Origin of the sequence: Rhizobium sp. Root274 (assembly GCF_001429245.1) — a bacterium.
Taxonomy (GTDB): Bacteria; Pseudomonadota; Alphaproteobacteria; order Rhizobiales; family Rhizobiaceae; genus Allorhizobium.
On the sequence record NZ_LMJE01000007.1, the window covers coordinates 490660 to 514754 of the forward strand.

25 protein-coding genes and 1 pseudogene are annotated in these 24095 nt (G+C 61.6%); 12 read left to right on the plus strand and 14 right to left on the minus strand.

The window, feature by feature from the left end; translation table 11 throughout:
• The first annotated feature begins 11 nt into the window (after positions 1 to 11).
• From ASE36_RS11330 to ASE36_RS23280, 5 genes and pseudogenes are all read left to right on the plus strand, one after another.
• Positions 12 to 932, plus strand: a complete 921-nt coding sequence (locus ASE36_RS11330) for a DUF58 domain-containing protein (RefSeq protein WP_062279355.1) — start codon at positions 12 to 14, stop codon at positions 930 to 932.
• Positions 929 to 3739, plus strand: a complete 2811-nt coding sequence (locus tag ASE36_RS11335; protein ID WP_062279357.1) for a DUF4159 domain-containing protein — start codon at positions 929 to 931, stop codon at positions 3737 to 3739. Before ASE36_RS11330 ends, ASE36_RS11335 begins: the two co-directional genes overlap by 4 nt.
• 1 nt (position 3740) lies before the next feature.
• Positions 3741 to 5810, plus strand: coding sequence for a hypothetical protein (locus ASE36_RS11340; protein ID WP_062279359.1), 2070 nt, complete (start codon positions 3741 to 3743; stop codon positions 5808 to 5810).
• Between the two features lie 92 nt (positions 5811 to 5902).
• On the plus strand, positions 5903 to 6112 hold the full coding sequence (locus tag ASE36_RS11345) for a hypothetical protein (RefSeq protein ID WP_062279362.1): 210 nt from the start codon (positions 5903 to 5905) through the stop codon (positions 6110 to 6112).
• A pseudogene (locus tag ASE36_RS23280) lies at positions 6109 to 6408 on the plus strand (DNA-binding protein). The gene ASE36_RS11345 and the pseudogene ASE36_RS23280 overlap by 4 nt, the downstream one beginning before the upstream one ends.
• Positions 6409 to 6415: 7 nt before the next feature.
• Here the strand turns inward: ASE36_RS23280 and ASE36_RS11350 are convergent.
• From ASE36_RS11350 to ASE36_RS11365, 4 genes are all read right to left on the minus strand, one after another.
• Positions 6416 to 6949, minus strand: coding sequence for a hypothetical protein (locus tag ASE36_RS11350; RefSeq protein ID WP_062279364.1), 534 nt, complete (start codon positions 6947 to 6949; stop codon positions 6416 to 6418).
• A 14-nt stretch (positions 6950 to 6963) separates the two neighbouring features.
• Positions 6964 to 8139: a zinc-dependent alcohol dehydrogenase gene (locus ASE36_RS11355; protein ID WP_062279366.1), complete on the minus strand. Its 1176-nt coding sequence runs from the start codon at positions 8137 to 8139 to the stop codon at positions 6964 to 6966.
• A gap of 583 nt (positions 8140 to 8722) precedes the next feature.
• Entirely contained in the window at positions 8723 to 8998 is a 276-nt protein-coding gene (locus ASE36_RS11360) for a DUF4242 domain-containing protein (RefSeq protein WP_062279368.1), read from the minus strand.
• 35 nt (positions 8999 to 9033) lie between these two features.
• Entirely contained in the window at positions 9034 to 9519 is a 486-nt protein-coding gene (locus ASE36_RS11365) for a hypothetical protein (protein ID WP_062279370.1), read from the minus strand.
• A 223-nt stretch (positions 9520 to 9742) separates the two neighbouring features.
• On the opposite strand from ASE36_RS11365, the gene ASE36_RS11370 reads away from it, so the two are divergent.
• Positions 9743 to 10876, plus strand: a complete 1134-nt coding sequence (locus tag ASE36_RS11370; RefSeq protein ID WP_062279372.1) for a helix-turn-helix transcriptional regulator — start codon at positions 9743 to 9745, stop codon at positions 10874 to 10876.
• Positions 10877 to 10882: 6 nt separating this feature from the next.
• Here ASE36_RS11370 and ASE36_RS11375 read toward each other — a convergent pair whose 3' ends face one another.
• Positions 10883 to 11458: a GNAT family N-acetyltransferase gene (locus tag ASE36_RS11375; RefSeq protein WP_062279374.1), complete on the minus strand. Its 576-nt coding sequence runs from the start codon at positions 11456 to 11458 to the stop codon at positions 10883 to 10885.
• Between the two features lie 250 nt (positions 11459 to 11708).
• Here ASE36_RS11375 and ASE36_RS11380 point away from each other — a divergent pair, with 250 nt between their 5' ends.
• Positions 11709 to 12692, plus strand: coding sequence for a glutathione S-transferase family protein (locus ASE36_RS11380; RefSeq protein WP_062279376.1), 984 nt, complete (start codon positions 11709 to 11711; stop codon positions 12690 to 12692).
• A gap of 3 nt (positions 12693 to 12695) precedes the next feature.
• Here the strand turns inward: ASE36_RS11380 and ASE36_RS11385 are convergent, their stop codons facing one another.
• Positions 12696 to 13202 carry an NUDIX domain-containing protein gene (locus ASE36_RS11385; protein WP_062279379.1) on the minus strand — a complete coding sequence of 169 codons (507 nt, stop codon included), beginning with the start codon at positions 13200 to 13202 and terminating at the stop codon, positions 12696 to 12698.
• 41 nt (positions 13203 to 13243) lie between these two features.
• Between ASE36_RS11385 and ASE36_RS11390 the strand changes: the two genes are divergently transcribed.
• Positions 13244 to 14155 (plus strand): metallophosphoesterase family protein, encoded by a 912-nt coding sequence (locus tag ASE36_RS11390; protein WP_062279381.1) that lies wholly within the window; start codon positions 13244 to 13246, stop codon positions 14153 to 14155.
• Between the two features lie 3 nt (positions 14156 to 14158).
• Here ASE36_RS11390 and ASE36_RS11395 read toward each other — a convergent pair whose 3' ends face one another.
• The 6 genes from ASE36_RS11395 to ASE36_RS11420 all read right to left on the minus strand — a co-directional run bounded on the left by ASE36_RS11395 (position 14159) and on the right by ASE36_RS11420 (position 18935).
• A complete protein-coding gene (locus tag ASE36_RS11395) occupies positions 14159 to 14935 on the minus strand; it encodes an alpha/beta fold hydrolase (protein WP_062279383.1) in 777 nt (258 codons plus the stop codon).
• A 4-nt stretch (positions 14936 to 14939) separates the two neighbouring features.
• Entirely contained in the window at positions 14940 to 16655 is a 1716-nt protein-coding gene (leuA, locus tag ASE36_RS11400; protein WP_062279385.1) for a 2-isopropylmalate synthase, read from the minus strand.
• 326 nt (positions 16656 to 16981) lie between these two features.
• Positions 16982 to 17230: a type II toxin-antitoxin system BrnA family antitoxin gene (gene brnA, locus ASE36_RS11405; RefSeq protein ID WP_062279387.1), complete on the minus strand. Its 249-nt coding sequence runs from the start codon at positions 17228 to 17230 to the stop codon at positions 16982 to 16984.
• Positions 17211 to 17480, minus strand: coding sequence for a BrnT family toxin (locus ASE36_RS11410; RefSeq protein WP_062279389.1), 270 nt, complete (start codon positions 17478 to 17480; stop codon positions 17211 to 17213). The genes brnA and ASE36_RS11410 overlap by 20 nt, the downstream gene beginning before the upstream one ends.
• 52 nt (positions 17481 to 17532) lie before the next feature.
• Complete coding sequence (locus ASE36_RS11415) at positions 17533 to 17757, minus strand: hypothetical protein (protein WP_062279390.1); 225 nt, start codon at positions 17755 to 17757, stop codon at positions 17533 to 17535.
• Positions 17754 to 18935: a benzoate/H(+) symporter BenE family transporter gene (locus tag ASE36_RS11420; protein WP_062279392.1), complete on the minus strand. Its 1182-nt coding sequence runs from the start codon at positions 18933 to 18935 to the stop codon at positions 17754 to 17756. The genes ASE36_RS11415 and ASE36_RS11420 overlap by 4 nt, the downstream gene beginning before the upstream one ends.
• A 321-nt stretch (positions 18936 to 19256) precedes the next feature.
• On the opposite strand from ASE36_RS11420, the gene ASE36_RS11425 reads away from it, so the two are divergent.
• The 4 genes from ASE36_RS11425 to ASE36_RS11445 all read left to right on the plus strand — a co-directional run bounded on the left by ASE36_RS11425 (position 19257) and on the right by ASE36_RS11445 (position 23196).
• On the plus strand, positions 19257 to 20354 hold the full coding sequence (locus tag ASE36_RS11425; protein ID WP_062279394.1) for a carboxynorspermidine decarboxylase: 1098 nt from the start codon (positions 19257 to 19259) through the stop codon (positions 20352 to 20354).
• Between the two features lie 50 nt (positions 20355 to 20404).
• A complete protein-coding gene (locus tag ASE36_RS11430; RefSeq protein WP_062279396.1) occupies positions 20405 to 21643 on the plus strand; it encodes a saccharopine dehydrogenase family protein in 1239 nt (412 codons plus the stop codon).
• Positions 21644 to 21962: 319 nt separating this feature from the next.
• Entirely contained in the window at positions 21963 to 22613 is a 651-nt protein-coding gene (locus tag ASE36_RS22595; protein ID WP_162244213.1) for a DUF5343 domain-containing protein, read from the plus strand.
• Positions 22606 to 23196, plus strand: a complete 591-nt coding sequence (locus tag ASE36_RS11445) for a Swt1 family HEPN domain-containing protein (RefSeq protein WP_062611311.1) — start codon at positions 22606 to 22608, stop codon at positions 23194 to 23196. Before ASE36_RS22595 ends, ASE36_RS11445 begins: the two co-directional genes overlap by 8 nt.
• A gap of 87 nt (positions 23197 to 23283) precedes the next feature.
• Here ASE36_RS11445 and ASE36_RS11450 read toward each other — a convergent pair whose 3' ends face one another.
• Together ASE36_RS11450 and ASE36_RS11455 are read right to left on the minus strand one after the other, a co-directional pair.
• Positions 23284 to 23727, minus strand: a complete 444-nt coding sequence (locus ASE36_RS11450) for a type II toxin-antitoxin system VapC family toxin (RefSeq protein WP_062279404.1) — start codon at positions 23725 to 23727, stop codon at positions 23284 to 23286.
• Positions 23724 to 23990 (minus strand): type II toxin-antitoxin system Phd/YefM family antitoxin, encoded by a 267-nt coding sequence (locus ASE36_RS11455; RefSeq protein ID WP_062279406.1) that lies wholly within the window; start codon positions 23988 to 23990, stop codon positions 23724 to 23726. Before ASE36_RS11455 ends, ASE36_RS11450 begins: the two co-directional genes overlap by 4 nt.
• Positions 23991 to 24095 lie beyond the last annotated feature (105 nt).

Sequence of the window (24095 nt, forward strand, 5' to 3'; positions counted from 1 at the left end):
GCTCTGACCGCGTGGCATCGATCGGCCAGATCGTCGAACAGACACCCGGAAGCGAAGTGCTGCAGCGCGCCCGCCAACGCGCCGTGCTCGTGCCCGACTGCATGGTCGAGGCCAAGCGTATCGCCAACACCGTGATTGCCGGCTGGCACGGCCGCCGCAAGCGGGGCATCGGCGAGAACTTCTGGCAGTTCCGCCCTTATGCCGATGGCGAGAGTTTCGCCCGCATCGACTGGCGCCGCTCGGCCCGTGACGATCACATGTATATCCGTGACCGCGAATGGGAAGCCGCCCACACGGTCTGGCTCTGGGCCGACATGTCGCCGTCGATGATGTATAAGTCGACGCTGGCAAGCGTTTCGAAGGAAAGCCGTGCCCTCGTGCTGATGCTGGCACTCGCCGAAATCCTCGCCCGCTCCGGCGAACGCATCGGCTGCCCCGGCATCATGGAGCCGGTCTCTGCCCGCAATGCCGCCGAACGCCTCGCCGCCGCCATCATGCATGCCCCGCTGACCTCGGGCCTGCCGGATACCCGGATGATCCGAGGCGCGAGCGACATCGTTCTGATCGGCGACTTCCTCGACGACGCCGATCGGGTCATGGAGCGCATCGCTCCGCTCGCCAGGCGCGGCCTGCGCGGCCATGTCGTCGAGATCGCCGATCCCGCTGAGGAAACCTTCCCCTACACCGGCCGCACGGAATTCACAGATCCCGAAACCGGTGAGAAGCTCACCTCCGGCCGCGCCGAAACGCTGCGCGACGACTATCGCCGCGCCTATCTCGCCCGCCGCGACAGTCTTTCGGACCATCTGCGCCGCATGGGCTGGAGTTTCACTCATCACCGCACCGACCGGCTCGCCTCCGAAGCCCTCGTCGCCGTCCACATGCACCTCTCGGGCATGACGCCGGCCGTTGCCCGGAGTGCAAGCCTATGATGGGACTTCCGCTCGCCTTCGGCGCCCCCGCCATCCTCGGCGCCTTGCTCGCCCTGCCGCTGATCTGGTGGCTGCTGAAGCTCACGCCGCCGCGCCCGAAATACGAGGTCTTCCCGCCGCTGCGCATCCTCGCCGGCGTGTTGAAGCGCGAGGAAACACCCTCCAAGAGCCCCTGGTGGCTGACGCTTCTGCGCATGCTGATGGCCGCGATTGTGATCTTCGCGCTGGCCGATCCCGTGCTCAACCCGCGCAACGCGACGCTCTCCGGCGACGGCCCGCTGCTTCTCGTGGTGGAAAACAGCTGGTCCACCGCCGCCGACTGGGATCGCCGCGTCGAGACCGCGACAACGCTCATCGGCGACGCAGCCGGTCGCAGCCTCCCCGTCGCCATCCTCTTCACCGCCGATCAGGCGCAGGACGCCACCCCGGGCACACCAGCCGTGGCGCTCGAAAAACTCGCCGCCGCCGCACCGCGTCCCTTGCGTCCCGATCGCGCCCGCACCCTTGAGGCGCTGCGCACCAGCTTCGCCACGGAGCGCCCCGGCACACTTGCCTATATCGCCGACGGCATCAGCCGCGATGCCAAAGACGCCTTTCTTACCGATCTGGCGACGCTCTCTCCCGCCGAATTCCGCCTGATCGAGAACAACGGACCGTCCGCCATCGCCATCACCGGCGCAAACAACGGCGCCGATGTCTTGAGCGTCAGCCTCTCGCGCCTTGATGGCACCGAACCCCGTCAGGTCATCGTGGATGCGCAGGACCGCCAGGGCCGCGTCATCGCCTCCGGCGCAGTCGACTTCGCGGCGGGAACGACTGAGGCGACCGGTCAGATCACCGCTCCCTTTGAACTCCGCAACGATTTCGCCCGCCTTTCGATATCGGGCATCGCCTCGGCAGGCGCGACCTACCTGCTCGATGACGGTTTCCGCCGTCGCAAGGTGGCCCTTGTCTCCGGTGACAGCAGCGACGGTTACCAGCCGCTGCTGTCACCGCTCTATTACATCGAGCGCGCGCTCGGTCCTTACGCGGATCTGGTGAAACCGGGCGAACCCGACCTCGCCGTCGCCATTCCCGAAGTCTTCAACCAGAACCCGTCCGCCCTGGTGCTCGCCGATGTCGGCCGGCTGCCGGCCGATGTCTATGAGCCCCTGCAGGCCTGGATCGAGCGCGGCGGCACGCTGATCCGCTTTGCAGGTCCCCGTCTTGCCGCAGCCCCCGCCGATGATCCCCTGGTGCCGGTCTTGCTGCGCCAGGGTGAACGGGCGCTGGGCGGTGCCCTCTCCTGGGCCGAACCCCAGCCGCTCGCCGATTTTCCAACCTTCGGTCCCTTTGCCGGCATGCCGAAGCCCGAAGGGATCCTGGTCAAGCGCCAGGTGCTGGCCGAACCGAGTCCCGATCTGGCGGGCCGCACCTGGGCAAGCCTTGCCGATGGCACGCCACTGGTCACCGTCCAGGAAAAGGGCGCCGGCCGCATCGTGCTCTTCCATGTTAGCGCCGACGCAGCCTGGTCGGATCTGCCGATCTCCGGCACCTTTGTCGAAATGCTCCGCCGCGTCGTCCAGCTGACCCGTGTCGGCACCGTGCAACCCGAAACCGGCCAGGCGACCGCACCGGCACTTCCGCCCTACCGACTGCTCAACGAGCGCGGCGCGCTCACCTCCGAAGCGGGGACCGCACGGCCGCTCGCACTCGGCCCCGATCGCCCTGACGCCGCCACTTTCGACAACCCGCCCGGCCTCTACGGCACCGAGGATGGCTTCACTGCCCTCAACCTGCTCCCGACGGGAACAGAGCTGCGCCCGCTTGAAAGTCCCGGCGGCCTGACCGTGGCCCGCGAACCCATGGCCGGCACCGCCGCCGTGCAACTGAAGGCCGGGCTGCTCTCGACAGCTTTCCTGCTGCTGGTGCTCGACAGCCTGATCGTGCTCTTCATGGGCGGCGCATTGGCCAGGTTGCCAAGACGGGCGGCGACCGCAGGGGTCTTGGCGGTCGCCTTTGGGCTGGCCGCCGTAATGTCTGCCGGCCAGACGCTTGCCTCCGACGCCAAGCCGGACGACGAACAAATCCTCGAGCGGCTCGACAACACCCACCTCGCCTATGTCGTGACAGGTGAAGACGACGTCGATCGGCTGTCCGAACAAGGCCTACAGGGCCTCACCGACTTCCTCACCTATCGCACGACACTGGAGCCGGCTCCGCCCGTGGGCGTCGACATCACCAAGGACGAGCTGTCCTTCTACCCGATCATCTTCTGGCCGATTTCGGCCACGGCGCCGATGCCCTCTGCCGCCGCCATCAGCCGGATCGACGCCTATATGCGATCAGGCGGCACGGTGCTCTTCGACACCCGCGACCAGTTCTCCTCGCTTGGCAATGAAGGTGCCCCCACACCCAATGGCGAGCGCCTTCAGGCGATCCTAGCCAATATCGACATCCCGCCGCTTGAGCCCGTGCCTTCCGATCACGTCCTGACCCGTTCCTTCTATCTGCTGCAGGGTTTCCCCGGCCGCTATGAAGGAAGTCCCCTCTGGGTCGAGGCCCGCCAGGAAGCGCAATCGAGCAACAGCGGCGTGGCCTCCTCCGGAGATGGCGTGACGCCGATCATGATCACCGGCAACGACCTGCTCGGCGCCTGGGCGGTGGATGCCAATGGCGCCAGCGTCCTGCCCGTCGTCCCCGCCGACGAAATGCAGCGCGAGATGTCCTTCCGCTCGGGCGTCAACATCATGATGTACATGCTGACCGGCAACTACAAGGCCGACCAGGTGCACGTCCCTGCCCTCCTCGAACGGTTGGGCCAGTGACATGACGCTCGAATTCGCCCCTTTCATCCCATGGCTCGCCATCATCATTCTGGCGGTTCTCGCGACGCTCCTGGCCGCACTCGGCTTGCTGTGCGGCCTGCGCGGAACCCTCATCCGCTTCACCGCGTCGCTGGCCGTGCTCGCAGCGCTTGCCAACCCGCTGCTTTTACAGGAAGAACGCGATCCGCTGACCACAGTCGTGCCCGTCATCGTCGACCGCAGCCAGAGCCAGCAGATCGCTGGCCGCCCTGCCCAGACCGACGAAGCTCTGGCAGCCTTGCGGGAACGCCTCGCCCGCTTCCCCAATCTCGAACCGCGCATCGTTGAAGTCACCGATCCCGGCCACAGCGAAGCCCCCTCGACGAAACTCTTCGAGGCCCTGCAGACCGCGACCGCCGATGTACCACCCGCTCGGGTCGGCGGTGCCATATTCCTGACCGACGGCCAGGTCCATGACCTTCCGCCGGACACCCAGCCGCTTCCCTTCTCCGCCCCCATTCACGCGTTGATCACTGGTAAAGCCGGCGAATTTGACCGCCGCATCGAGATCCTGCGTGCCCCGCGCTTTGGCATCGTTGACGAAGAGCAGGAACTGACCTTCCGCGTCTTCGACGACGGTCAGGAATCCAGTCAGCCGGCAGACGTCTCCGTCAAGATGAACGGCGAGGACCTCGGCACCGTCTCGGCCCTGCCTGGCGCCGAGACCTCCTATGCCTTCAAGGTGCCGCGTGGCGGCAACAACGTGCTGGAATTCTCCGTCGCCGGCACACCGGGCGAAGTCACCGACATCAACAACCGCGCGATCCATCTGATCGAAGGCATCCGCCAGAACCTGCGTGTGCTGCTCGTCTCGGGCGAACCGCATGCCGGTGAACGCGCCTGGCGCAATCTGCTGAAGTCGGATGCCTCCGTCGACCTTGTCCACTTCACCATTCTGCGCCCGCCGGAAAAACAGGACGGCACGCCGATCAACGAGCTCTCGCTGATCGCCTTCCCGACCCGCGAACTCTTCGTCGAGAAGATCAATGATTTCGACCTGATCATCTTCGACCGCTACCAGCATCGCGGCGTGCTCCCGATCCTTTATTACGACTACATCGCCGAATATGTGAAGAACGGCGGCGCGCTTCTGATCGCCGCCGGCCCCGAACATGCGAGCCAGGATTCGATCGCGCTTACCCCGCTCGAATCCGTTCTCCCCGCCGCCCCGACCGGCGAAGTGCACCAGGCCGGCTTCTACCCGCGTCTGTCGGAACAGGGAAAACGCCACCCGGTCACCCGTGGCCTCTCCGGCTCCACCAGTGAGCCGCCCCATTGGGGCCGCTGGTTCCGCAGCGTCGATGTGTCGGACGCAGCTGGCGAAACCGTCATGACTGCGGATGAAGGTCGGCCGCTTCTGGTGCTGAACCGCGCCGAACAGGGCCGCGTCGCGATGCTTCTGTCTGATCAAGGCTGGCTCTGGGCGCGCGGCTTCGAAGGCGGCGGCCCGCATGTCTCGCTCTATCGTCGCATCGCCCACTGGCTGATGAAGGAGCCGGAGCTCGAAGAAGAGGCTCTGCGCGCCCGCGCTCAGGGGCGCACGCTCGAAGTGACCCGCCAGACCATCGGCGATGCCCCCGGCCCCGCCACCATCAGCACGCCCTCGGGCCAGACCCTCACGCTCGACCTCTCGGAGATCCAGCCCGGCCTCTATCGCGGCGAACGCCGCATGACGGAAACGGGCCTCTTCACCGTCACCAATGGCGATTTCTCCACCCTCGTCCATGTCGGCGCGGTCGACGCCCCCGAATTCCGCGCCATGGTCTCGACAACCGAAACACTCGCCCCGATCAGCCGGGAAAGCCGCGGCCTGACGGCCCGCCTCGACACCGGCAACGACGCCGTCCGCGTTCCCGACATCCTGCCCGTGCGCGGCGAAGTCCGCGTCGCCGACGACCGGCGCATGCTGATCCGCCTCACCGACGAAACCGTGCTGAAGGGCGTCAACACGCTGCCTTTGTTTGCAGGGTTCGCCGGCTTGGGCATCCTGCTCTTGGCGGTCTCGGCCATGTGGTGGCGCGAGGGGCGGTAGCGCCGAGACCATAGTCTGGCATTTTCCCGAATTGCGCGTTCTGGTAGCGACATGATCAAAGCCGACATCAAGCAAGACCGACAGGAAAATGGATGCTGCGCGATCTGCGCACCGGCGAACACCTTGAGTTGCGCGGCGCGAACTCAATGAACCCATCGGATCTACCCTTGAAGAAGGGGCTCGACCTGACCAAGCCGATCGCCGCCCGGGCGCTCAGCGGTCGTCAAATGCTGACGCGGCAGGAAATAAACCGGATAACTGGACCGAAACTATTGGGAATGCAGAGAGCAGTCTCCTCGTGAAAGACCAGTCCCACGACGATGCCATGCGAGCCTTTTCGGCGAGGATCCGGCGCTTGCAGCAGCAACCCTGGATGCGATCCTCGCCGAAGGTGATCAAGGCGAGCTTCTCGTAACACTACGCCAATTGGCCAAAGCCTTTGGTGGCGTAGCGGCTATTGCGGAATCTGCCGAGCTGAACCCGACGCAGCTCTACCGGACCCTGTCCGAAAGAGGAAATCCGGAACTGAAGAGCCTCACCGCTCTGCTGAAAAGCATGGGGGGTGCGTTTGTCGGTCCAGCCCTTGGACCGCCTCTAGCGCCCCCTCACCCCTCCATCGCCTTGGATTTTTCCCGCGCCAGCCCGCGCGAACCCGCAACCCCACGCGGGAAACCGCTGCGGTCGGAGAAATCCCGCACTTCGCCGAGGCGGCGCGTATGCCGTCCACGCGCAGCACCGGCCGCGATGAAGTCGAGCAGCGTGACGCCGGCAACCAGGACCAGCGCGATTGCCACATTGTCCTGCTTCGGATTGTCGGCATGCATGGCAGCGCCAAGGGTCACGACATCAATGCCGTCTCCGGCAAGCCGACTCGCAAGCCCCAGTTCCTTGTCTACCGAGAGCGTCATCATCCCGGTGCCGATTTCGCGCAGGCCAGCTGCCTGCACCATGGTCTCCTGACCTTCCATGCCAAGTGTACGGGTCAGGCGGTGAGCGGCGAACAACTCGACAAGGCCAAGCCCGATGCTGAACCAGCCAAGATTGCGGGCGAGCCGGTCGGAGGAGGAAAACGAGCTTGGCCCCTTGGACACGACCGTCGGATCGCTCTTGTCGCGCTTGAGATTGCTGAAAATCGACATGGTTTCTCCTCCGGTTACGGCTTCAGAACGACCTTGATGCAGCTGTCCTGCTTGTCGCGGAACACCTTGTACATCTCCGGTCCGTCTTCGAGACTGGCGGTGTGGGTGATGACGAAGGACGGATCGAGCTGCCCTTCCTCGATGCGCCGGACGAGGTCCTCCGTCCAGCGCTTCACATGGGTCTGCCCCATGCGGAACGTCAGGCCCTTGTTCATCGCCATGCCCAGAGGCAGCTTGTCGACGAGGCCGCTATAGACGCCAGGGATCGAAATGATGCCGCCCGGTCGGCAGACATAGATCATCTCGCGCAGCACATGTGGCCGATCGTTTTCCATCAGCATCATCTGCTTGGCCCGGTCCATCAGACTGTCTGGATGGCTCATCGAGACATGGCTCTCCATGCCCACGGCATCGATACACTTTTCCGGACCCTTGCCCCTCGTGAGCTCGTTCAGCCGCTCGATGACGCTTTCTTCCTTGAAATTGATCGTGATCGCGCCGCCGGCTTCCGCCATCGAGAGACGTTCCGGCAGGTAATCGATCGCCACAACCTGGGCTGCACCCAGAAGAACGGCACTGCGGATCGCCATCTGGCCGACCGGCCCGCAGCCCCAGATCACCACCGTATCCGTCGGTTCGATGTCGCACTGCACCGCTGCCTGCCAGCCGGTCGGCAGGATGTCGCTGAGGAAGAGCGCCTGCTCGTCGCTCATGCTGTCGGGCACTTTGATATGCGTGCTGTCGGCATAGGGCACCCGCAGATATTCCGCCTGCCCACCCGGATAACCGCCGGTCAGATGCGTATAGCCGAAGAGACCGCCGGTCGCATGACCGAAGACTTTTTCCGCCAGATCCTTCTTCCGGTTCGATTCCTCGCAGACGGAGAAGTTTCCACGCCGGCATTGCTCGCATTCGCCGCAGGTAATGGTGAACGGGATGACGACCCTGTCGCCCTTCTTGAGCTTGCCGTTCATGCCGGATCCGACCTCGACGACTTCGCCCATGGTCTCGTGCCCCATGATGTCGCCCGGCATCATAGCCGGGATGAAATTATGAAACAGATGCAGGTCAGACCCGCAGATCGCGCAGCTGGTGACCTTGATGATCGCATCCCGCGGATTTTCGATCTCCGGATCACTCACCTGATCACACCGGATATCTTCCTTGCCGTGCCAAACCAATGCGCGCATCTGCGTCTCCTCATTACTGGGGTCTATGACGAAGACGGCGGGTGAAAGGTCTTTACGCCTCCTCCTTCCGCTTCGTCCGGTGCCTGCCCAACAGTTCGGCGCCGGAACGGTTCCGCAAAAAGTGTTTGCGCCTCTCCCGTAGACCTCCGACTTCGCGCACGGCACGTTCACGGGTTTGCCGCTGCGGCAAGAAGACGTGGGTGGGCTAACGCCGACGCGAAATGGCGCCCGCCGCCTCTAGCGGTTGATGAAAGGTGGAAGAAACTAACGGAAGCAGCCGTTTGACGAGGCTGACGACAGCGGCAGCCCGGCCCGCTCGGATCAGAAAATCAGTTTGAAAAACAGGACGACCACGATCAGGCCGATGAGGAAAATGGCGCCGATCGTTCCACCAATGAATTTCAGCATGTCTGTCTCCTGTCTGGTCAATGCAAATGACGGCACGTCCGGATCAACCGGAGATGCCGTGCGGACAGACGGGGAACAGATCGCGCCTCGTTTGGTTCCGCGCCCCGACCTGAAAGCACGGATGGATACGCCCGCAGCCAGGGGCCTCGTATTCCCCGACTGCGGGCGCAAGGCATCAGGACCGGCCCGTCTGCGGACCGATCAGCCCGGTCACTTCCGTCACGCGGTCCGCCGGGAACCCACCCTCTTTGGCATGCCGATAGACGGCATCGGCGCTTTCTGCCTCATGTACGCAGTACATCTTGTCGCCGGTCACGTAGCTGGTGATCCAGTGATAAGGCTCGCCCAGCCCGGCGACGACAGCATTGGATTTCGCCGAAATCTCCTTCAGCGTCGCGGCGTCCATTTGGCCGAGGCCGGGTATATTCCGTTCAATCACGAATTGCGGCATTGCAGTCTCCTCGTAGAAATGTGTTTGGGGGATGGTCAGTGTGCGTGATCGCAGCTGACGCGGGGATTCATGTCGGCGAAGGTGCCCTTGGGATTGTCCCGCCAGGCCCAGACATGCAGCTCGTAAAAGGCCGGCAGCCCGTAGCGGTTCGGAGCGCTGTTCAGGCTGAACAGCTGTCCGCCGAGATTGGCCGGCCCCTTGGTGGTGATGTATTCCACCGCGACGAGGTGCAGCCTGCCATTCTCGTCCGGCTCATACATCACAGCCTCGGGCTTTCCGACATCAAGAACCTCGTCCTTGATCAGGTCGGCATTGACGTAGTGGATGCCCATGGCGCCGCCCTCGACGCCGCTCGTGCAGGGAATGGGTTTGTAACCTTCCTTCACGGCCTGCGCGACGGTCACGAAGCGGGCATTGACCTGTCTAACCTCGCTCACAAACCCGCCGGCTTTTGCCGCCGCAATGGACGGCACGCCCGCCAGCAGCAAGATCGCTGCAAGCGGGATCGCTTTCGAAATCATAGTGAAATACCTCCGGATGTTGCCTTTCACAGACGAAAGCCGGCTCGCAGCACAGCACTTCATCCGCGACGGCGACTGTACGGATCGCCCCCCATGCGCCATCTCCCGCACGGGGGATGATTTGAAAAATACAACTCTGTGTTATGGTCGAAACGTCAAACAGGCCGCGCAAAAGACCGGGCACCAGCGGCTCCGACACCCCGGACATGACAGGACAGCACGAATGCAGCAGGATTTATCAGACCTGATCGGCAGCATTTATGATTGCGTCGCGAGCGAAAACCTCTGGCCGGAGGCGCTGTCGCTCATCAACCGCAAGGCTAATGGCTTCCTGACTACCCTTGCCGTCTTCGATACCAACACCCGCGCCGCCCGCCTGGCGCAGGTTGCCTGCGACGACGTCGAAGCTATCAAGACCTTGATGCAGCACGCAAAGGACGTCCCCTTCTTTCACCTGCTCCACCGCATGGTCACCGACGAGCCGGACACCTTGGAGCGGATGTTTCACCTCTATGGCCCGGATGGTGAGACCGTCTGGAAGAATGGCGCGCTCTACCGGAATTTCCACGCCCCGTTCCAGATCGTCAACTCCATCGACATGGCCGTCCTGAAACGCCCGAACCGCGTCGGGACGATCAACATCTCCGTCCAGTATGAGCCGAGCGACCGCCGGGTTTTCAACCTCGTCGGCCTCCTCGGGCCCCATATTCGCCGGGCAGTCACCATTCACGACATGTTCGAAATGGAACGCGCGGAAAATGCGGTGCTGCGCGATGTCATAGATGCGCTGGAGCATGCCGTGATCATCGTCGCCGACGACATGTCGATCCTGTTTGCCAATGCCGCCGCCGAAGAGCGCCTGCGCGATCAGGTGGTCGTCGAGCAACGCACCGGCAAGCTGGTGGCGCGCTATCCCTATGCGCAGGCGGCTCTGGTCAAAAGCGTGGGCGTCGGCGCGCGTGACGAGGTCTCGCTCGGCGCAGCCGGCATCGATCTTCCCCTGGGCTCAAGCAGCCATCCGGCCGTCGCGCATGTCCTGCCGCTGCAGAAACGCGTGCAACGCGAGCGTTTCGAAAGCCGCGCGGCAGCGGCTGTTTTCATCGCCGCGGCCGGAACGGTCGTCCAGTCCGCCATCGATGCGGTCGCAGCCCTTTTCGGCCTGACGGGTGCGGAAAAACGGATCGTGGCATATGTGTCGGAAGGCCGCTCCCGCGCCGAAATCTCTCAAGCGCAGGGTGTCTCTGACGGCACGGTCAAATCGCAACTCTCCGCCATTTTCGACAAGACCAACACGAGCGATCAGCGCGACCTTCAGCAACTGGTGCGGGATATCACCCCTCGGGTGCGCAGACCTTAAGCCCTCTCAGGCCGAGGCATAGGCCTTTGCCGGACGCTCGGGAGAACCAGCCACATTGTCAGCGTCGACAGCCACGGCCTTGCAATCCCGCCAGGCAATCACGCCCTTCAGCCGCTCGTGCACATCATCCCCGATCGGCACCACCAGCACCCGGTTCGGATCAACCGGCCCCGGAAAATCCAGCGCCTTATAGGTCACCTTCTCGAAGCCGAGCGGCATGTAATACGGCGGGTCGCCGATCAGGATCACACCCTCGGAGCCCTTGCGCCGCGCCGATTCGATTGCAATCCGCACCAGTTCGCGGCCGATGCCCCGGTTCTTGTGGGAAGGCCGGACGGCAAGCGGTCCAAGCAGATGCCCTTTCACCCCACCGGCCATAACAGGCGTCATGCGCACAGAGGCGATCGTCTCTCCATTGTCGGCGCAGATATAGGAAAGCGACCGGTCATGCGGGCCCTGCTCGCGGATTCGGGCAGCCGCACGGGTGTGCTGGCCGGGGCCGAAGGCTTCTTCGTTGATGAGTTCGATGACCGCGTCATGCGACGCATCCTCGGTGAGGTAGACAAGCCCGAAATTTTTCATGGATGACAGAAACCAGCAGACAGACAGCAATAGGGTTCACAAGCACACCTTGCGGCGGCTAGGAGCATCAGCGTCGTCGTGGGTTCCGTACAGGGGTCATGACAGGCTTTCTTTGGTCAGTTTTTTCCCGATAGCAGCAAAATTTCCGTCCGTCCAACGGAAAACGCACTGTTCATAGCATCGCCCCTCGCAATCGCAGCCGGGTGCCGTATCTTCCCCGGCAAGTGAGAAACATCGAAAGGAACACGTCATGGGCAGGCTGGTAGACGGCATCTGGCAGGACGTCTGGTACGACACGAAGTCGACCTCGGGCCATTTTAAGCGGGCGGATGCGAGCTTCCGCAACTGGGTGACGGCGGATGGCGCCCCGGGTCCAAGCGGCACAGGCGGCTTCAAGGCTGAAGCTGGCCGCTACCATCTCTATGTCTCCTATGCCTGCCCCTGGGCCCATCGCACGCTGATCTTCCGCGCCTTGAAGGGCCTGGAAGACCTGATCTCGGTCTCGGTCGTCGACCCGCTGATGCTGTCCAACGGCTGGGAATTCCACGAGCGGGATGGCGCCACCGTCGACCACCTCTTCGGCTCGGACTATCTCTGGCAGGTCTATGTGAAGGCCGACCCGACCTTCTCCGGCCGCGTTACTGTACCCGTCCTCTGGGACAAACATCAGAACACGATCGTCTCGAACGAGAGCTCCGAAATCATCCGCATGTTCAACTCGGCCTTTAACGGCCTGACCGGCTCGACGCTCGACATGCACCCGCAGGACCTTCACGCGGAGATCGACGAGATCAACAAGCGCGTCTACGACACCGTCAACAACGGCGTCTACAAGGCCGGCTTTGCCACCACGCAGGAAGCCTATGAGAGCGCGGTCTATCCGCTCTTCGAAACCCTCGACTGGCTGGAAGAGCGCCTGACCAATCAGCGTTACCTCTTCGGTGCCCGCGTCACCGAAGCCGACTGGCGCCTGTTCACCACCCTCGTCCGCTTCGACCCCGTCTATGTCGGCCACTTCAAATGCAACATCCGCCGCATTGCCGATTATCCGGCGCTTTCAGCCTATCTCCGCGACCTGTATCAGACCCCGGGCGTGGCCGAGACCGTCGAGATGCGCCACATCAAGCATCACTATTATCGCAGCCACACCATGATCAACCCGACCGGCGTCGTGCCCGTCGGACCGGAGCTCAACCTGACGGCCCCGCACGACCGCGAACGTCTCTCCGCCTGATCGCTACCAATAGGTCGACAGCACCGTCTCGCCATTCACTTCGGCGAGGCGGCGACGTGTCGCTTCCGTCGTGCCATCAGGCAGAGACGCCAGATCGAAGAAGCCGCATTCGGAAATCTCTCGATCAGCGACCCGTTCCGCCGTCTGCGTGACGTCCACGCGGTAAAGCAGCACATGGTCGCGCCCGCTGATCCGGCCATTGAAATAGACCTGCACGAGCAGCGGCTGCCCGGTCATCTCCAGATTGCCCTCCTCGCGCAACTCCTTGACCAACGCCTCCAAGGCCGCCTCCCCCCGCTCCACCCCGCCGCCCGGCAGATGCCAGCCCGGCACATAGGTATGGCGCACCAGAAACACGCGACCCTCGGCATCAAAGCAGGCGGCGCGGACACCCAGCGTCATCCCGCGGCTCATGGCAAAATAGACATGCAGAAGCCGCACAAGGAACCTCTTCCCCCATCCCAGCCTTTCCCCATCGGGTCTTGCGCTCCGGTCATCGGCTGGTGTCATTTCCCTTGCCCCTCATTCCCGCCCTCGCTAAGAGAAGCGCCATGTTCAAGCTCGCGCATATATCCGATGTTCATCTCGGCCCCCTGCCGAACCTGACGATCCGGGAACTCGCATCCAAGCGCATCACGGGCTATGTGAACTGGCACCGCAACCGCCGCAAGCATCTTTTCCCCAATGCGCTGGAAATGGTTCTCGACAGCCTGCACGAAGCCAACCCAGATCACCTCGCCATCACCGGCGACCTCGTCAACCTCGCCTCGAAGCTCGAAATCCGCCTCGTTGCGGAATGGCTGAAGCTCGCGGGCACCCCCCTCGACACATCGGTCGTCCCCGGCAATCACGATGCCTATGTTCCGGGCGCCCATGATCGAGCCGTTCAGGCCTGGTACGACTACATGCGCGGCGATGACGATCCGCTGATCTATCAGGACCATTACAAGCTCTTTCCCTATATCCGCCGCCGCGGGCCGATCGCCATCATCGGCTGCTCCACCTCGATCGCCACCCCGCCATTCTCCGCCCAAGGCTATTTCAGCGGCAGACAGGCGCGCGAAACGGCAGGCCTCTTGAGGGCGGCAGGCGAAGAAGGCCTGTTCCGCGTGGTGATGATCCATCACCCGCCGATCCGGGGAGCTGCTGCCCAGCACAAGCGCATGATCGGCATCCGCCGTTTCGCCGCCGCCATCCGCACCGGTGGCGCCGAACTCGTGCTGCATGGCCACACCCATCTGAACACGCTGAACTGGCTGGCGGATCGCGAAAAACACATCCCCGTGGTCGGCATTGCCTCGGCAAGCCAGGGGCCTGGCGCCAAGAAACCGGCCGCCGGCTATAATCTCTTTTCGATCGATGGCGAGGCCGGCAAGTGGCAGCTCGACTGGCAACGGTTCAAGATCGAGAACGAAGATGCACCCTTGATCCTCGATCACAGCGAACGGCTGCTTCGCCCTTAAGCCTCACGCTCCAGCCATTGCCGCCGCAATCGCCGCGGCAACCTGGTCCGGCGCCTCCTCGATCAGAATGTGGCCGGCTCCCTCGATCAGCGTTACCTCGGCCTTCGGCCAGATGTTTTTGGCTTGCGTCACCGGCAGGATCGGATCCGCCACGCCCCAGAGTAGCCGGGTCGGAATATCGAGAGCCTCAAGGGCCGAAAGCGGCAAAGTGCCCTGCCCTATCCGACCCTCCCTCTCGATCAAAAAGGACTGGAGGATTTCCATCAGTCGATTGGTCGCGCCCGGAAGCGCCCGCGCCTTCGCCAGGAGGTCCAGAACAGCAGGATCGGGAACGCGACCAGGTCCCATCATGGCAACAAGTGCAGTCGAAAGTGCATCCGAACTGACGGCCGACCCATAACGCCGTAAGGCCTGATGATCGATGTCGAACCCGAACCCGCCAGGTGCCAGCAAGGTCAGCGACTGGACCCGATCGGATGCCTTGAGCGCGACCAGGGCTGCGGCAGCCCCACCCATCGAGTGCCCGCACAGATGAAAGCGCGAGATTCCCCGCCGATCGAGATCGACAAGAATGGCCTTTGCCATCACACCCGCATGCCCGGCCCCCTCGGCGTCGATGGACCGTCCATGCCCCGGCAGGTCGTAGACGATCAGCGGGGTATCGGGATCAAGCTGAGCCAAGACCGGCGCCCAAAGCGCGCCGATCCCGCCGAACCCGTGCAAGAGCACAAGCGGGGCCTTCGCCGAGGAGGTGTGTCGAACCTCGGCGAAGAGCGTCATGGCCTCAGCCCTTGGCCTGCGTCTCGAGCACGCGGTTGGCAGCCGAGACGATCGCTTCCAGCGACGCCGTCACGATGTTCGTGTTGATGCCGGCGCCGAACAGCTTGCCGCCGGCATGCGCCATCTCGACATAGGCAATGGCCGCAGCATTTGAGCCGTGCTGCAGCGAATGCTCGGAATAGTCCTGCACCGAGAGATCTATGCCGAGATAGGTCGACAGCGCATTGACGAAGCCGTCGATCGGCCCCGTGCCCTTGCCTTCGATCCGCTTCGTCTCGCCCTTGTCGGTGATCTCGGCGGCAACCACGCGAATACCCTTCTGGTCGGATCCAGCCGGATAGGTATGGTGATCGACAAACTTGATGCGCGCCTGCGGCTGCTCGACATAACGTTCGATGAAGCGCTCGTAAATCTTCTTCGACGGCAGCTCCTTGCCGTCCTCGTCGGTGATCCGCTGGATATCTTCGCGGAACTCCACCTGCAGCGCGCGCGGCAGGTTGATGCCATAGTCTTCCTGCAGGATATAGGCGATCCCGCCCTTGCCGGACTGCGAATTGATCCGGATGATCGCTTCATAGGTGCGCCCGACATCCTGCGGGTCGATCGGCAGATAAGGGACTTCCCAAACCGGATGATTGGCGGTCTTGATCGCCTTCATGCCCTTGTTGATCGCATCCTGATGCGAGCCGGAAAAAGCCGTGTAGACCAGTTCGCCAGCATAAGGATGGCGCTCGGGAATGACCATCTCGTTCGAATATTCGTAGACAGCCTTGATCCGCTCGATGTCGGAGCAGTCCAGCTGCGGGTCGATACCCTGCGTGTACATATTGAGCGCCAGGGTCACCACATCGACATTGCCGGTGCGCTCGCCATTGCCGAACAATGTGCCCTCGACGCGGTCTGCGCCGGCCATCAAGCCCAATTCAGTTGCAGCAATGCCGGTGCCCCGGTCATTATGCGGATGCAGCGATATGATGACGTTCTCACGGCTATCGATATTGCGGCACATCCACTCGATCTGGTCGGCATAGATGTTCGGCGTCGCCATCTCGACGGTCGAGGGCAAATTGAGGATCAGCTTGTTCTCGGCCGTCGGCTTCACTTCGGCGATAACAGCGTTGCAGATCTCCAGTGCCACCTCGAGTTCTGTACCGGTAAAGCTCTCCGGCGAATATTCGAAGCGATAACCGCCCCCTGCCTTGGCCGACATGTCCATGATCATCTTCGCTGCGTCGACGGCAATCTGCTTGATGCCGGCGACATCCTTGCCGAACACCACGCGGCGCTGCAGCTCGGAGGTCGAGTTGTAGAAATGGATGATCGGCTGATGGGCGCCCTGCAGAGCCTCGAAGGTCCGCGTGATCAGCTCCGGCCGGCACTGCACCAGAACCTGCAGCGAGACATCGGCGGGCACGCCGCCTTCTTCCACGCACCAGCGGGCAAAGTCGAAATCGGTCTGCGACGCCGAGGGGAAACCGATTTCGATTTCCTTGAACCCCATGTCGAGCAAGAGCTGGAACATCCGGGCCTTGCGGTCATGGCCCATCGGGTTGACCAGCGACTGGTTGCCGTCACGCAGGTCCACTGAGCACCAGATCGGCGCCTTGTCGATCACCTTCGACGGCCAGGTGCGGTCGGCAATGTCAATCTGCGGATAGGGGCGATACTTCTGCGAGGCGTCCGGCATGCCCTGCTTCACGGTATGGGTCTTCAAAATCATCGTCTTCGTCTCTTCTCGTCGCTGGCGGCGTGCAAAGCTGATAGCAAATCAGCTCACGTTTGACACGTCCGGACAGCCCCTTTTCAAGGGATGGATTGCATTACAAAGGGGATTTCGAGGAGCAATCGCCAAACGGCTAACCCGGCCGCCGGGCGCTCCTCAATGGACCCGGCAACCGCGGATAAGGCCGAGAAGAAGAAGCGAGTTTGGCACCGACGCGACGAAGCCGGCCGCAGCGCGGGCCGTCATTTCAGTCGCAGCAATGGTTGTGCCGTTGGTCTTCATGGGATCAGGAATAGCGCGACGAAATGAATCGCGCAAGGGTGTTATTCGGCGGCGGACGGCCTCTCCGCGCCCAGTTTTTCGCGCAGCCACTCTTCAAGCAAAGAATCAACGGATACATCGAGCTCCTTCGCCTGACGCTCGAGCCTGAGCTTCGTCCCGCGCATGACCGTAACTGTCAGCTCAACCGGTTCAAGATTAGGACGTGTCGCGGTGCTCCAGTCGATGTATTCGCTGATGTCCTCGCCATCATCGAACTTGCGGTCGAACTCCTCAGCGCTGATTGTCTTCATAGCGACGTCTCTCCTGACTTCGTGCACGGCGCACCGATATGATCCGAACGCGCTGGTTCCGCAAAACGTAAACACCTGTCCATAAAACACCGGCGATCCGTCCCACACGGATCAGCCTTGCTTCGGCCGGATACCCGGCATCCGCGTCGACAGCAAAGAAATCATACCACAACTCCTGCGCCGCCACGAAATCGATTCCGTGCTTCGCCTTGTTCGCCTCGCTCTTGGCAGGATCGAATTCGAACTCCATGCGCAAAACCTAGCGCAACCTGAGCGATAGCACTAGAGGAACAACACGCCGATCAGCGACGACCGAATTGAGCGATGACGGCTGCCGCAGCGAAGCCGAGCGCGATCACGCCCCAAACCATTCCGCCATCGGTGACATTGCTGCCGTCGGGCGTCAGACAGCTTGATTGCGAGGCCGCGATGCAGTCGCGCCAGATCCAGTAGCGTGTATAGAAGACGTAGCCAAAGAAACCGGCCGCTAGCGCAAGGACGATCACCCGGACGCGAAATCGCTTCACCTCCGGGGTCTCGCAAGTTTCAACAGCCCCAGCATCGCCACCCCGGCAATCAGCCCCCAGAACGCCCCGGAGATGCCGAGGATCGAGATCCCCGATGCCGTCACCAGGAACGTCACCGCCGCCGCCTCCCGCGTCTCCGGCACCTGAAATGCCGCAACCGCCGAACCGGAAAACGCCCCGATCAGCGCCAGACCCGCAACCGATTGAATGAGGATCGGCGGCGCCAGCGACACGAAGCCGGTCACGGCACCGGCCGCCAAGCCCAGCAGCACATAACCGATGCCGGCGATGATTGCCGCCCAGTAACGCCTGGCAGGATCGGCATGCGCATCCTCGCCCGCGCACATCGCCGCCGTGATCGCCGCAAGATTGACAGCATGCCCGCCGAACGGCGCCGACAACGCCGAGAACAAACCGGTCACAGCAAACATCGGCCCCGGATTGGGCTCGTATTTGTTGACCTTGAGGATCGCGATACCCGGAATGTTCTGCAACGCCATGGTGACGATGAACAGCGGCAGCGCGATCGACACCAGTGCCGGCACCGTGAAAGCCGGCGCCACGAACTCCACCGGCGGCGCAAGCGACGCCGCCCAGCTCGCCATCGCGCCCTCAGGCAGATCGACCCCGAAGACGATCACCACGACGAAGGTCAACAGCGCCGCCGGCACCGCATAGAGACGCTTGAACGCCGCCACGACGGCCCAGACGACCAGAATCGGCAAGCCCAGAGCCGCATCGAAAGCCACCGCCTTGAACGGCGCAAAACACAGATTGAGGATCACGCCCGCCAACATGGCATTGGCAACTGGCGCCGGGATCGCAGCCACCGCCCGCCCGAACGGCCGGATGAGGCCGGCAAGCACAATCAGCGCCGCACAGACGAGAAACGCCCCGATTGCCGCCGGAAAACCGCCGACCGGAATACCCGCCGTTGCCATCAGCGCCGCCCCCGGCGTCGACCAGGCAACCGAGACCGGAAGCTTTGTCCAGACACTCAAGACGATGCCGCAGATCCCCATGGCAACCGACAGCGCCATCAGCCCGGAGGCCGCCTCGTAATCCGTCGCCCCAACGCCCTTGAGGCCTTGCAACACGACGGCAAAGGAACTGGCGAAACCGACGAAAGCGACGAGCACGCCCATGAAAGCGGCCTGGGCAGAAAAATCTTTGAGCATGACAAGGTCTCGAAACGGGGCAGCGGAGAGTGAGATCTTGAGCTTTCCTCGCCTTCCCTCAGAATTGCAAGCCGCCCGCGACCGCCTCCAGTACGCTCGACCGAAGCCCAGCCGAAGCCCCGGCTGGTCTTTGCAACCGGCGTTCGCCCCCGGCTGTCACGCAGCTTTCACCAAGTTGAGGCATGCCCGGGGCGGTCAGGGTGAAAACCCCAGCTTCCTCTTGCCTTTTTCCCCCCTTTTGCCTATGGACCCCCCTCCGACGCATTCGGGGCGTCCCGTTCACTTCCGCCTGATATGGCTGGGTTCACGAAGGATAGAGCCTTGATCCAGACTCCCTATTACCTGATCGACAAATCGAAGCTCCTCCAGAACATGGAGAAGATCGCCAAATTGCGCGAACTCTCCGGCGCAAAGGCGCTTCTGGCGCTGAAATGCTTCGCCACCTGGTCCGTCTTCGATTTCATGCGCGACTACATGGACGGCACGACCTCGTCCTCGCTCAACGAGGTCCGCCTCGGCCATGAGCGTTTCGGCAAGGAAACCCACGCCTATTCCGTGGCCTATGCCGATTACGAGATCGACGAAGTCGTCAGCCATGCCGACAAGATCATCTTCAATTCGATCGGCCAGCTGACCCGCTTCGAAAAACAGTCGTCCGACATCATCCGCGGCCTGCGGCTGAACCCCGGCGTCTCCTCCTCGAGCTTTGACCTTGCCGACCCCGCCCGCCCCTTCTCGCGGCTGGGCGAATGGGATCTCGCAAAAGTCGAGCCGGTCATGGACCTGATCTCCGGCTTCATGATCCACAACAACTGCGAAAACGGCGATTTCGATCTTTTCGACACGATGCTCGGCGACATCGAACAGAAGTTCGGCCCCCTGTTGAAAAAGGCTGACTGGGTCTCGCTTGGCGGCGGCATCCATTTCACCGGCGAGAACTATCCGCTCGAACAATTCGCCGAGCGCCTCAAGCGCTTTTCCGGCGAATTCGGCGTCCAGGTCTATCTGGAACCCGGCGAAGCCTCGATCACCAAGTCGACCACGCTCGAAGTGACCGTGCTCGACAAGCTCTATAACGGCAAGGATCTTGTCGTGGTGGATTCGTCCATCGAAGCGCATCTCCTCGATCTCCTGATCTACCGGGAAAGCGCGAAGGTCCACCCCAACCAGGGACCGCACCGGTACCAGGTCTGCGGCAAGTCCTGCCTCGCGGGCGATATCTTCGGCGAGTTCAACTTCGAAAACGAATTGAACATCGGCGACCGCATCTCGCTGCAGGACACCGCCGGCTACACGATGGTCAAGAAAAACTGGTTTAACGGCGTGCAAATGCCGGCAATCGCCATCCGCGAACTGGATGGCAGCCTCAGGACGGTCCGTGAGTTCGACTACACGGACTACGAAACAAGCCTGTCCTGAACTTCCTCAGGAAAAGGTTCTGACGATTGGACATAGGAGTTGGTCCCATTATGAAGAAGAACGTGCTCATCATCGGCGCCGGCGGCGTCGCGCAGGTGGTTGCCCACAAGTGTGCGCAGAACAACGACGTGCTCGGCGACATCCATATCGCTTCGCGCACCAAGGCAAAGTGCGACGCCATCATCGCTTCGGTTCATGAGAAGAAGGCGATGAAGCAGGAAGGCGTTCTCGAAGCCCATGCGCTCGACGCCCTCGACATCGAAGCCACCAAGGCACTCATCAAGAAGCTGGGTACCGAGATCGTCATCAATGTCGGCACCGCCTTCCTCAACATGTCGGTGCTGCGCGCCTGCATGGACACCGGCGTCGCCTATATCGACACCGCGATCCATGAAGAGCCGAACAAGATCTGCGAAACCCCGCCGTGGTACGGAAACTACGAGTGGAAGCGTGCGGAAGAATGCGCTGAAAAGGGCATCACCGCCATCCTCGGCGCCGGCTTCGATCCGGGCGTCGTCAACGCCTATGCGCGTCTCGCCAAGGACGAATATCTCGACAAGGTGACCGACGTCGACATCGTCGACATCAATGCCGGCAGCCACGGCAAATACTTCGCCACCAACTTCGACCCGGAAATCAATTTCCGCGAGTTCACCGGCGTCGTCTATTCCTGGCAGGGCGGCGAATGGAAGGTCAACAAGATGTTCGAGATCGGCAAGGACTACGACCTGCCCGTCGTCGGCACCCGCCGCGCCTATCTCTGCGGCCATGACGAAGTGCACTCGCTGGCGAAGAACATGGACGGCGCCGACGTGCGCTTCTGGATGGGCTTCGGCGATCACTACATCAACGTCTTCACCGTCCTGAAGTCGATCGGCCTCCTCTCCGAACAGCCCGTCAAGCTCGCCGACGGTTCGGAAGTGGTCCCGCTCAAGGTCGTTAAGGCCTGCCTGCCCGACCCCTCCTCGCTTGCCCCGGAATACGAAGGCAAGACCTGCATTGGCGACTACGTGAAGGGCCTGAAGGACGGCAAGGAAAAGACCGTCTTCATCTACAACGTCGCCGACCACAAGGAAGCCTATAACGAAGTGGGCAGCCAGGGCATCTCCTACACCGCCGGCGTCCCGCCGGTCGCAGCCGCCATGCTGGTGGCCACAGGCGAATGGGACGTCAAGAAGATGGCCAACGTCGAAGAACTGCCGCCGAAGCCCTTCATCAACCTCCTGAACAAGATCGGCCTGCCGACCCGCATTCAGGACGAGGACGGCGATCGGGCTGTCGAGTTCTGAGAGCGCGGGTAGCGTTTGAGGATTGAGGGAATGCGGACCCCGCCGGAGCAATCTGGCGGGGTTTTTCTTATGCCCAACCGCTTCACCGCCTTCATCCTCGGGCGAAGTCCCGAGGATCTACAGCCGCCAGCGGCAGACGGCGAGGTTCAAGGTGCGGACGCCACGGCAGATGCCCGGCACAAGGCCGAGCATGACAACCGAGAGCACCGAGTTGCAGTAAACGCGGCACTTAAGCTTTAGCCACCCTTCACTTATAATGATTTCTACCGCAGAGTGCATCTTATTGTGCCGGTAGCATTCGGATGGATGGTCAAATCAGATGAGCAACGTTCCTTACCTAGCTTCACCAGGAAATATAAATAAGGCGTTCGCTGCTATTAGGACTGCCGCGACCCCTCCGAAGGTTTCGCAAGATTTTGTGAAAACAAAACTAGGAATAACCGGCAGTTCTGGGGACCAAATGACCACGTTTCTGAAGCGACTTGGTTTCGCTTCATCGGATGGAACACCCACTGAACTGTACAGAGGGTATCGGGGCGTTGGCGGTGGACGCGCATTGGCAACGGCAATCAAGAGCGCTTACGGCCCTTTATATCAACGCAACGAGTACCTGCATGAGTGTGATGAAAAGTCACTAAAAGAGATTATCATGCAGGAAACGGGCTATGCGAAAGACGCGAGACCGCTAGGCCTCACGGTAAGCACTCTAAGGAATCTGATTTCTTTGGCAGACTTTTCTGAACCGGAAAATTCTGCCAGTAGCGACGAGCGATACAGCGACGCTGCCTACTCCATCTCACCTCAGACACATATCAATCACGACATGGTTTCGAAGACGAAAGGCGAAAACGTTAGATTGAATCTGGGATATACAATCAATCTCAACTTACCAGAGACGACTGACATCGAGGTTTTCAACGCGATATTCAAGAGTCTTAGAGCGAATCTACTGAGTAGTTCAGATGACTGAAAAAACTGATCTTTATCTTCGCGCTTTTGGTATGAGCGGGGCCCAGATTTCGTCTGAAATGCGGAAAATTGAGCGCGAAAAGGGAGTCACCCTACGGACGACAAAAGAGGGAAGAAAGGCTAGAAAGCACGAGGATTACGCAAATTTCGAACAATCCATTCGAGACGATGCTTCATGGATGTCTGAGTACTACGAGATATTTTATTGCCTAGAAGTCTCAATCAGAAAACTCATAAATGACACTCTTTCGGAGGCAGAGGGGGCAGATTGGTGGAACACCAATCGAGTAGCTGTCGGCATCAAGAACGAAGTTCAAGCCATAAAAAACAGGGAAGAGCAGGCTGCAATAACTCTGAGATCCGACAACCCAATTGACTACACTACGTTCGGACAACTATCACAGATAATTACTGACAATTTCGATCTTTTTGTTCCGATAATTTCATCTAAGAGTGCAGTTAGTCGCGTACTCAACCAACTAAACTTACTGCGAGGACCTATCGCTCACTGCTGTCCGCTAGCTGCAGACGAACGAGACCGACTAAAGCTAGCCGTGCGCGACTGGTTCCGTCTATTGAGCTGAGGTTCGGACCAATAGCACAACAGCTGGAAACTCAGGCCTCAGCCACGAGAAACTGGTCACTCATCACGCGATCGAGCCATTTCAGTTTCATCGCATATCAATCACGTTTGAAATCTCAATCCCGAACACCCGAAAATGCCGCAGATTCCGCGTCACCACGGTCAACCCGTGAAACGCCGCAGTCCCGGCAATCATCGCATCTGACGCACCCGGATTGGCACCCTCCGCGATGGCCTTAGCTTCGAGTGCGCCCGAAACCCGGGCCACTTCGGCATCGACAGGCAAAACAAGATCCGCCAGCCGGGTCACAAGCGGTCGCAACCAAGCCTCAAGAGCCCTCGCTTTCTGCACGGAGCCCTTGGCCTCCAGCAGCCGGATGCCCTTCTCGATCTCGTGGATCGATACCGCCGACAGATAGATCTGCCCCTCCCGCTCCTGCGCCTCCACCCAAACCTCAAACCTCTCGGGCACGTTCACGCGCCCCGGTGACAGCAGCGACAGCACATCGGTATCGAGCAGATAGCCGCTCACAATTCGATCTCGCGCGACGGCTGACGATTGCGCGCAAAGACCTCGTCATCGAGATCCACATCGGCGGGAAACAGTTTGAGATGTGCCACAAGGCTGGGCCGGTCCTTGGCGAGCGCCCGCCTGGCCGCCTCCGCCGCCTCGATGCTGACCAGCACCGCCGCCGGCTTGCCATGTTTGGTAATGGTCACGAATTCGCCGGACGCAGCATCGTCTACCAATCCCGACAAACCTGCCTTGGCTTCCTTCACACCGATGCTGGACATCGCGACACCTCATCAAGTGACCACCAGAGACCACAATGTACTCTGAGACCCCCTAATCCACAACGCCCACCCCTCAAATCCCACACCCCAACCAACACCATTCCG